Here is a 6,166-nt window from a genome sequence, read left to right as displayed (position 1 = left end):
TTCAGACTGGCGGACCGACCAGCCTCTTTCGCATCCTTGTTCTTTTCTCGTCTTGTTCTTTTGTCGTTTTCTCTTCTTCTCGTCCAGGCGTCTTTATCTCTTGTACTTCGCTCTTCTTGTTTCTCTAGAACGGGACCACAGCCAGCCTTCCCGCCGGAAGCCCGGCCACCAGGGCAGCAGCGACAGCTACTCCGATGAAGAAGCGTGCTCGGCGGTCAGTTCCAAGGTTTCTATGTCCGCGAGAACCTTTTGGTGCCAGTCGATCTCGGATTGCAGGCGCATTCGGGCGTGGTCGACTATGAGGTCTTCGGCGCGAGTTTGGTTGGGGGACTGGCGGTCCGGGTGGTGTTCGATTCTGGAGGCTCTCGCTTGGAGGGCGGCCAGGCGGTCTTCGAAGTAGCCGCGGAGGAGGGTGCGGTCCAGGTCGGCGCTGACTACGAGGGCGAGATCTACCGGGTCGGGGCGGATGTCGACTTCGGTGAAGGCTTCATCTCGGAGGGCGCGTAGTTCGCGCAGGCCCTCTTCGGTGATTTCGTAGACGGTGCGGGCGGGGAGGGCGCCGTCCTGTTCGGTACGGAGGGGGCGGATGAGGCCTTCGGCTTCCATGCGGTGCAGGGCGCTGTAGAGGGAGCCGGGTTTGACTCGGGACCACAGGTCGGCGCGGTCCAGGCGGGCATCGCGGCGGAGCTGATGGCCGTGCATCGCACCACGTTTGGCCAATGCGGCCAGTACGAACAGGCGGGTCTCGTTCACCTGGCTAGTCTGACACGACTACTCAAATTTGAGTACCCTCGCGGCATGGCTGTTCGACCGATACTCATCGCCGGTGATCCCAGGCTGATCACGCCGGCCCTGCCCGTCACCGCTTTCGACAGTGAGCTCGCCGACTTCGTGGGCGAGCTGTTCGACACCAATACCGCCGCTCGCGGAGCGGGGCTGGCGGCGAACCAGGTGGGCGATCCGCGGGCGGTATTCGTGTACGACCTGATCGACTCCGGAGTCCGGCACCGCGGGCATGTCATCAATCCGGTGCTGGAGACCTCGGAGATTCCGGAGATGATGCCCGACCCGGAGGATGATCTCGAAGGGTGTCTGTCGGTTCCCGGTGAGTGGTTTCCCACCGGACGGGCGGAGTGGGCGCGGGTGACCGGGGTCGATCTTGCCGGGCAGCCTGTTGCCGTGGCGGCCCGCGGCTATCTCGCGCGCTGCTTTCAGCATGAGATCGACCACCTCGCCGGACACCTCTACCTGCAACGACTCATCGGCCGGAACAGGCGGGCCGCCCGGAAGATGGTGAAGAATCGGGAGTGGACGGAGCCCGGGAACAGCTGGGTGCCTGGGCGGGCGTCCTGAGACCCCGCTTCTGGCGGGTGGTTGGCGTTGTGCGGGCTCGGCTAGCCTGACTCGGTGTTCATGGTCGAATTTGTTGCCGCGCGGCTCCCGAGGCGAATGCTGTCGGTGTTTGTGCGGAACGCGGAGTTGCTGAAGTTTCTCACCGTCGGCGGCATCGCGTTCGTCACCACGACGGCGCTCTTCTTCGGCCTGAAGTGGACGATTCTGCACGAGAAGCCGATTACCGCGAATATCGTCGCGACGGTCATCGCGACCGTGGTGTCGTATGTGCTGAACCGGGAGTGGGCCTTCACCGCGCGGGGCGGGCGGCAGCGCAGGCATGAGGCGACGCTGTTCTTCGTGGTCGCCGGTCTGGGCGCGGGGATCACGGTGCTGCCGCTGTGGGTGTCGCGGTATGTGTTCCTGCTCTGCACGCCACATGTGTCGCTGCTGGTGGAGAATATCGCCGATTTCATCAGCGCCACGGTGCTCGGCACCCTGCTCGCGACGGCATTCCGCTGGTGGGCCATGCGCAAGTTCGTCTTCCCGGAGACGGTTGCCGCCGAGCTGGAGCAGGCCGCTCCGGTCGAGGCGCACGAATGAGGATCCCGAAAACGGGCGCGGTGTAACCCCGCTCGCTATCTACTGAAAGACGTGAAGACACGTCGTTGGTGGATTCGGGGAGCGTCGATTCATGGTGCGTCGGACAGGGTCCGATCGCTCGCGGGCGGACGAAGGCGTGAGCTCCGGCCGGGAGTTGCGGCTGGTGTCCGGTGACGGGTACTCCGGGTGGGAAGCGCTCTATCGAGACAATGTCACCTGGGTGTATGCGCTGATGTTCGGCAAGGTCGGCAACCGGCCCGATGCCGAGGATCTGACGGCCGAGGTGTTCACGGTGGCGCTCAAACCACTGCGGATCTCGGCTTCCGTGCCGGAGGTGCGGGCCTACCTGCGAGCGACCGCGCGGACGGTGCTCGCGGGCTACTGGCGTACCCGCATGGGGCGTGAGATCACCACGATCGATGACGATTTCGCGGACGATCCGCCCGACGAAGTATCGGACGGACGAGCCGAGCTGCGGGCGCGCGCAGTGCTCGAGCAGCTGTCCGGGAATTATCGGCGAATACTGGAACTGCGATTCCTGCAGGGCATGTCGGTCAAGGATTCGGCGCAGGACCTGGGTGTCAGCGTCGCCAATGCGAAGGTGTTGCAGCACAGGGCGTTGCAGATGGCGGCGCGGCTGAACGAGGGAGGTGCGCGGTGAGCGAGCGGGAAGTGCGGCATTACGTCGAGGAGCTCCTGGCCGGGCGCCGACCGCGCGCGTTCCGGCCCGATGAGAACGATGCCGAGGAGATGCGCACCGCCATCGACCTACAGTCCGCCCGGCTCGGCAGCACCGCGCCCAGCCCGGACTTCCTGTCCGGACTGCAGCAGCGGCTCGCGGCCGAAATGGCTGAGCCGCAAGAAGAGTCGCCTCCGCACCGCGGGACCACCCGCCGGCGGCAGGTGCTCATCGGCACCGCCACCGCCGCGGCGGCCGCCACCGCCGGAGTGGTCGTCGATCGCATGATCACCCATGAGGCGGAGCCGAATACGCCTGCCGCACAGTCGACCTTGACGCCCACCAACGGCTCGTGGCGCCCCATCGCGGCCAGCGCCGACCTGCCCGAGGGCGGCACGGTCTCGTTCGATGTCGGCACCCTCAACGGATTCGTGCGGCGCGCCAACGGAATTCCGGTGGCGGTCTCGGGGATCTGCACCCATCAGGGCTGCAAACTGTGGCTGGACGCTCCGGCCGATCGGCTGCGCTGCCCCTGCCATTCGACCTCCTTCTCCATCAGCGGAGCCGTGCTGTCCCATCAGCTGCCCATCTCCCCCGCACCGCTCCCGCACCTGCAGGTGCGGGAAAACAACGGCGCCATCGAGGTTTTCGCGCCGACCGTGTAACCCGGGTCGCTATCTCCATGTGACCGGTCCCGCAGCAGCGGACGGACACATCCCGGATGGAGGCCCGGACCCATGAGATCAATCCGCAGCCCGCGGCGGACGGCGCTCGCCGTCGCCGCCACGGCGACAGCGCTGCTGTCGGTGAGTGCGTGCGGCAGCGGCGGTAACGCACCCGACAATGCCGCTCCCACTTTCGTTTTCGCTTCCGGCACCGATACGCCCGGTATGGTGCCGGACGGCACCGGATCGGCCATGCCCAGCATGCCCGGTATGAGCATGCCGAGCACATCCGCACCGGCAACGGCGCCCGCGGACGCACCGGCCGGTCCGAATGCCGTCACCATCACCAATTTCGCATTCTCCCCCGCCACCCTGACCGTCCCGGTGGGCACCACGGTGACGTGGACCAATCGTGATGAGGAGCCGCACAATATCTCCCCGGCCACCGGCGGCTTCAAATCACCGAATATGGGCACCGGCGCCACGTACACGTTCAAGTTCACCCAGGCGGGCACCTTCGCCTACGTGTGCTCGATCCACCCGTTCATGCACGGCACCGTGGTGGTGACGGGATGAGCCGGGAGATGGATCCGCGCGATCCGCAGGCCATGACCCGCCGCCAGCTCATGCGGCACAGCGCCTGGTTCGGCGCGGCGGTGGGATTGGCGGTCGTGGGCGGGGAGGTGGTCTCGCATATCGCGGGCACCGCCGCGGCCGCCACCGGTCGCCCGACCCTGCGATTCGCGCAGGTCAGCGATAGTCACATCGGTTTCACCGGTACGGCGAACGCCAATGTCACCGACACCTTCACCGAGGCCATCGGACAGGTGAATTCGCTCGGGTACACCCCCGATTTCGTGATTCACACCGGTGATCTCACCCATCTGGCCACACCGGAGCAGTTCGATCAGGTCAAACAGCTCATGGGCGGACTGCACACCCCGCACGTGTTCACCGTTCCGGGAGAACATGATTCGAGTGACGACGGTGGCCAGCGCTATCGCTCGGCGTTCGGTAAGGGCACCCGTGGCGACGGCTGGTACAGCTTCGATATCGCGGGCGTGCATGTGATCGGACTGGTCAATACGATGAATCTGCAGGCGCTGGGTCACCTCGGCCAGGATCAGCTGGACTTCGTCCGCAAGGATGTGTCCGGGTTGTCCAGCGACACACCGATCATCGTGTTCAGCCATATCCCGCTGTTCGCCATGTATCCGCAATGGGGCTGGGGCACAGACGATGCCACCCAGATGCTGAGTTACCTCGCCCGTTTCGCATCGGTCACCTGCCTGAATGGCCATGTGCACCAGCTGTTCACGAAGACCGAGGGCAATGTCACCTTCTACAGCGGCACCACCACCGCCTATCCGCTGCCGGCGCCCGGCGACGGCCCGGCGCCGAAACCGGTGACGCTGCCCGCCGGCAAATTGCACGCTGCGCTGGGCATTCGTGAGGTCACCTACCAGCGCGGACAGCAGCAGCTGGCGATCAAGGACCAGCCGCTGACGTGAGGAAACACGCCGTGTCAGGGCCGCCGCGCCGGGGCCCTGCCACCGCGCGTGCGAAGGCGCGGATTATTGCGGGTAATCTACTACGCTGAGCTGGTACAAGATGCTGTGCAGCAGTGCGGCGCACGGCGATTACAGGAGGGAGAGCCTTGCCACTCCACCGTTTTCGATCCTCCGCCGCTGTGAGCCTATTGGCGGCACTACTCATGGTGGTCACGGCATGCTCGCCGTCCTCGACGATCAGCAGCACACTCGGCAGTGTGCCGCCCGTTCCGTCGCCGATCACCATCGCGCCGGTCCAGGGTGCGGACAAGGTCGATCCGGCCGCCCCGGTCCAGGTCACCACGGCCAGCGGCGTGCTCAGCACGGTCACGCTGACCAATGACGACGGCAAGGTCATCGACGGCACCTTCACCCCGGACAAGACCGCGTGGAAGCCGAACGAGCAGCTGGGCTACGGCCGCACCTACACCCTCAAAGCCGAGGGTATGGATGTGACCGGTCCCACCGGCCCGGCCACCTCGAGCTTCACCACCATCAAGCCGGGCAATCAGACCAAGGTGTATCTCAACACCACCGGCGGGGCAGCCCTCGCCGACGGCGGCACCTACGGTGTCGGCACGGTCGTGGTCGCCCACTTCGACGAGCCCATCCCGGACAAGGCCGCCGCGGAGAAGCATCTGACTGTCACCACGACCCCGCCGGTCGACGGCGCCTGGTACTGGATGGACAGCCAGAACGCACACTGGCGGCCCAAGGAGTACTACGCACCGGGCACCAAGGTGAGCGTCGCGGCGAACATCTACGGCATCGAGGTCGGTCCGGGGCTCTTCGGCCAGGAGGACAGCAAGACCTCCTTCACCATCGGGGCGTCGCACGTCTCGATCGCCGATGACAACACCCACCAGGTGCAGGTGTTCGAGAACGGCAATCTGATCCGCACCATGCCCACCTCCATGGGCCGGGGCGGCAGTGAGGTCATCGCGGGCAAGACCTTCTACTTCTGGACCCAGCCGGGCGTCTACACCGTGATGGACAAGGCCAATCCGGTGATCATGGACTCCTCCAGCTACGGCCTGCCGATCAATTCGCGGCTGGGCTACAAGGAGGCCATCTCCTGGGCCACCCGCATCAGTACCGATGGCATCTATCTGCACGAGCTGGACACCACCGTGTGGGCACAGGGCAATACCGACACCTCACACGGCTGCCTCAATCTCAATGCCGACAATGCGCAGTGGTTCTTCAACTTCGCACAGCCCGGCGATGTGGTCGAGGTGCGCAATACCGGTGGCCCGACGCTCGATGTCTGGCAGAACGGCGACTGGGGACTGCCGTGGGATCAGTGGGTAGCGGGTAGCGCCGTGCACTAGGGGAAC

8 protein-coding genes are annotated in these 6,166 nt (G+C 65.5%); 7 read left to right on the top strand and 1 reads right to left on the bottom strand.

From position 1 onward, the window contains the following. Positions 1 to 186: 186 nt before the first annotated feature. Entirely contained in the window at positions 187 to 753 is a 567-nt protein-coding gene (locus ABZX86_RS34545; RefSeq protein WP_355129707.1) for a PadR family transcriptional regulator, read from the bottom strand. 45 nt (positions 754 to 798) lie between these two features. Here ABZX86_RS34545 and ABZX86_RS34540 point away from each other — a divergent pair, with 45 nt between their 5' ends. The 7 genes from ABZX86_RS34540 (at position 799) to ABZX86_RS34510 (ending at position 6,160) form a co-directional block, all read left to right on the top strand. Continuing rightward, positions 799 to 1,353, top strand: a complete 555-nt coding sequence (locus tag ABZX86_RS34540; RefSeq protein ID WP_355129705.1) for a peptide deformylase — start codon at positions 799 to 801, stop codon at positions 1,351 to 1,353. Between the two features lie 60 nt (positions 1,354 to 1,413). Beyond that, entirely contained in the window at positions 1,414 to 1,935 is a 522-nt protein-coding gene (locus tag ABZX86_RS34535; RefSeq protein WP_355129738.1) for a GtrA family protein, read from the top strand. A 91-nt stretch (positions 1,936 to 2,026) separates the two neighbouring features. Next, positions 2,027 to 2,596 carry an RNA polymerase sigma factor gene (locus tag ABZX86_RS34530; RefSeq protein ID WP_355129703.1) on the top strand — a complete coding sequence of 190 codons (570 nt, stop codon included), beginning with the start codon at positions 2,027 to 2,029 and terminating at the stop codon, positions 2,594 to 2,596. Then, complete coding sequence (locus ABZX86_RS34525; protein ID WP_355129701.1) at positions 2,593 to 3,279, top strand: Rieske 2Fe-2S domain-containing protein; 687 nt, start codon at positions 2,593 to 2,595, stop codon at positions 3,277 to 3,279. Before ABZX86_RS34530 ends, ABZX86_RS34525 begins: the two co-directional genes overlap by 4 nt. 72 nt (positions 3,280 to 3,351) lie before the next feature. Continuing rightward, positions 3,352 to 3,855, top strand: coding sequence for a cupredoxin family copper-binding protein (locus ABZX86_RS34520; protein WP_355129699.1), 504 nt, complete (start codon positions 3,352 to 3,354; stop codon positions 3,853 to 3,855). Next, the gene (locus tag ABZX86_RS34515) at positions 3,852 to 4,790 is read left to right on the top strand and encodes a metallophosphoesterase (protein WP_355129697.1); all 939 of its coding nucleotides are present in this window, start codon (positions 3,852 to 3,854) and stop codon (positions 4,788 to 4,790) included. The genes ABZX86_RS34520 and ABZX86_RS34515 overlap by 4 nt, the downstream gene beginning before the upstream one ends. A gap of 203 nt (positions 4,791 to 4,993) precedes the next feature. Further along, positions 4,994 to 6,160, top strand: coding sequence for an Ig-like domain-containing protein (locus tag ABZX86_RS34510; protein WP_355129736.1), 1,167 nt, complete (start codon positions 4,994 to 4,996; stop codon positions 6,158 to 6,160). The last annotated feature ends 6 nt before the right edge of the window (positions 6,161 to 6,166 follow it).

The organism is Nocardia sp. NPDC006630 (genome assembly GCF_040611495.1).
GTDB lineage: Bacteria > Actinomycetota > Actinomycetes > Mycobacteriales > Mycobacteriaceae > Nocardia.
This window is presented reverse-complemented; position numbering and strand designations above follow the sequence as displayed.

Bases quoted from the DNA above. Each gene is read 5' to 3' on its own strand.
- ABZX86_RS34510 (WP_355129736.1), top strand. From the start codon at position 4,994: ATGGTGGTCACGGCATGCTCGCCGTCCTCGACGATCAGCAGCACACTC.
- ABZX86_RS34535 (WP_355129738.1), top strand. From the start codon at position 1,414: ATGGTCGAATTTGTTGCCGCGCGGCTCCCGAGGCGAATGCTGTCGGTG.
- ABZX86_RS34520 (WP_355129699.1), top strand. From the start codon at position 3,352: ATGAGATCAATCCGCAGCCCGCGGCGGACGGCGCTCGCCGTCGCCGCC.
- ABZX86_RS34515 (WP_355129697.1), top strand. From the start codon at position 3,852: ATGAGCCGGGAGATGGATCCGCGCGATCCGCAGGCCATGACCCGCCGC.
- ABZX86_RS34530 (WP_355129703.1), top strand. From the start codon at position 2,027: ATGGTGCGTCGGACAGGGTCCGATCGCTCGCGGGCGGACGAAGGCGTG.
- ABZX86_RS34540 (WP_355129705.1), top strand. From the start codon at position 799: ATGGCTGTTCGACCGATACTCATCGCCGGTGATCCCAGGCTGATCACG.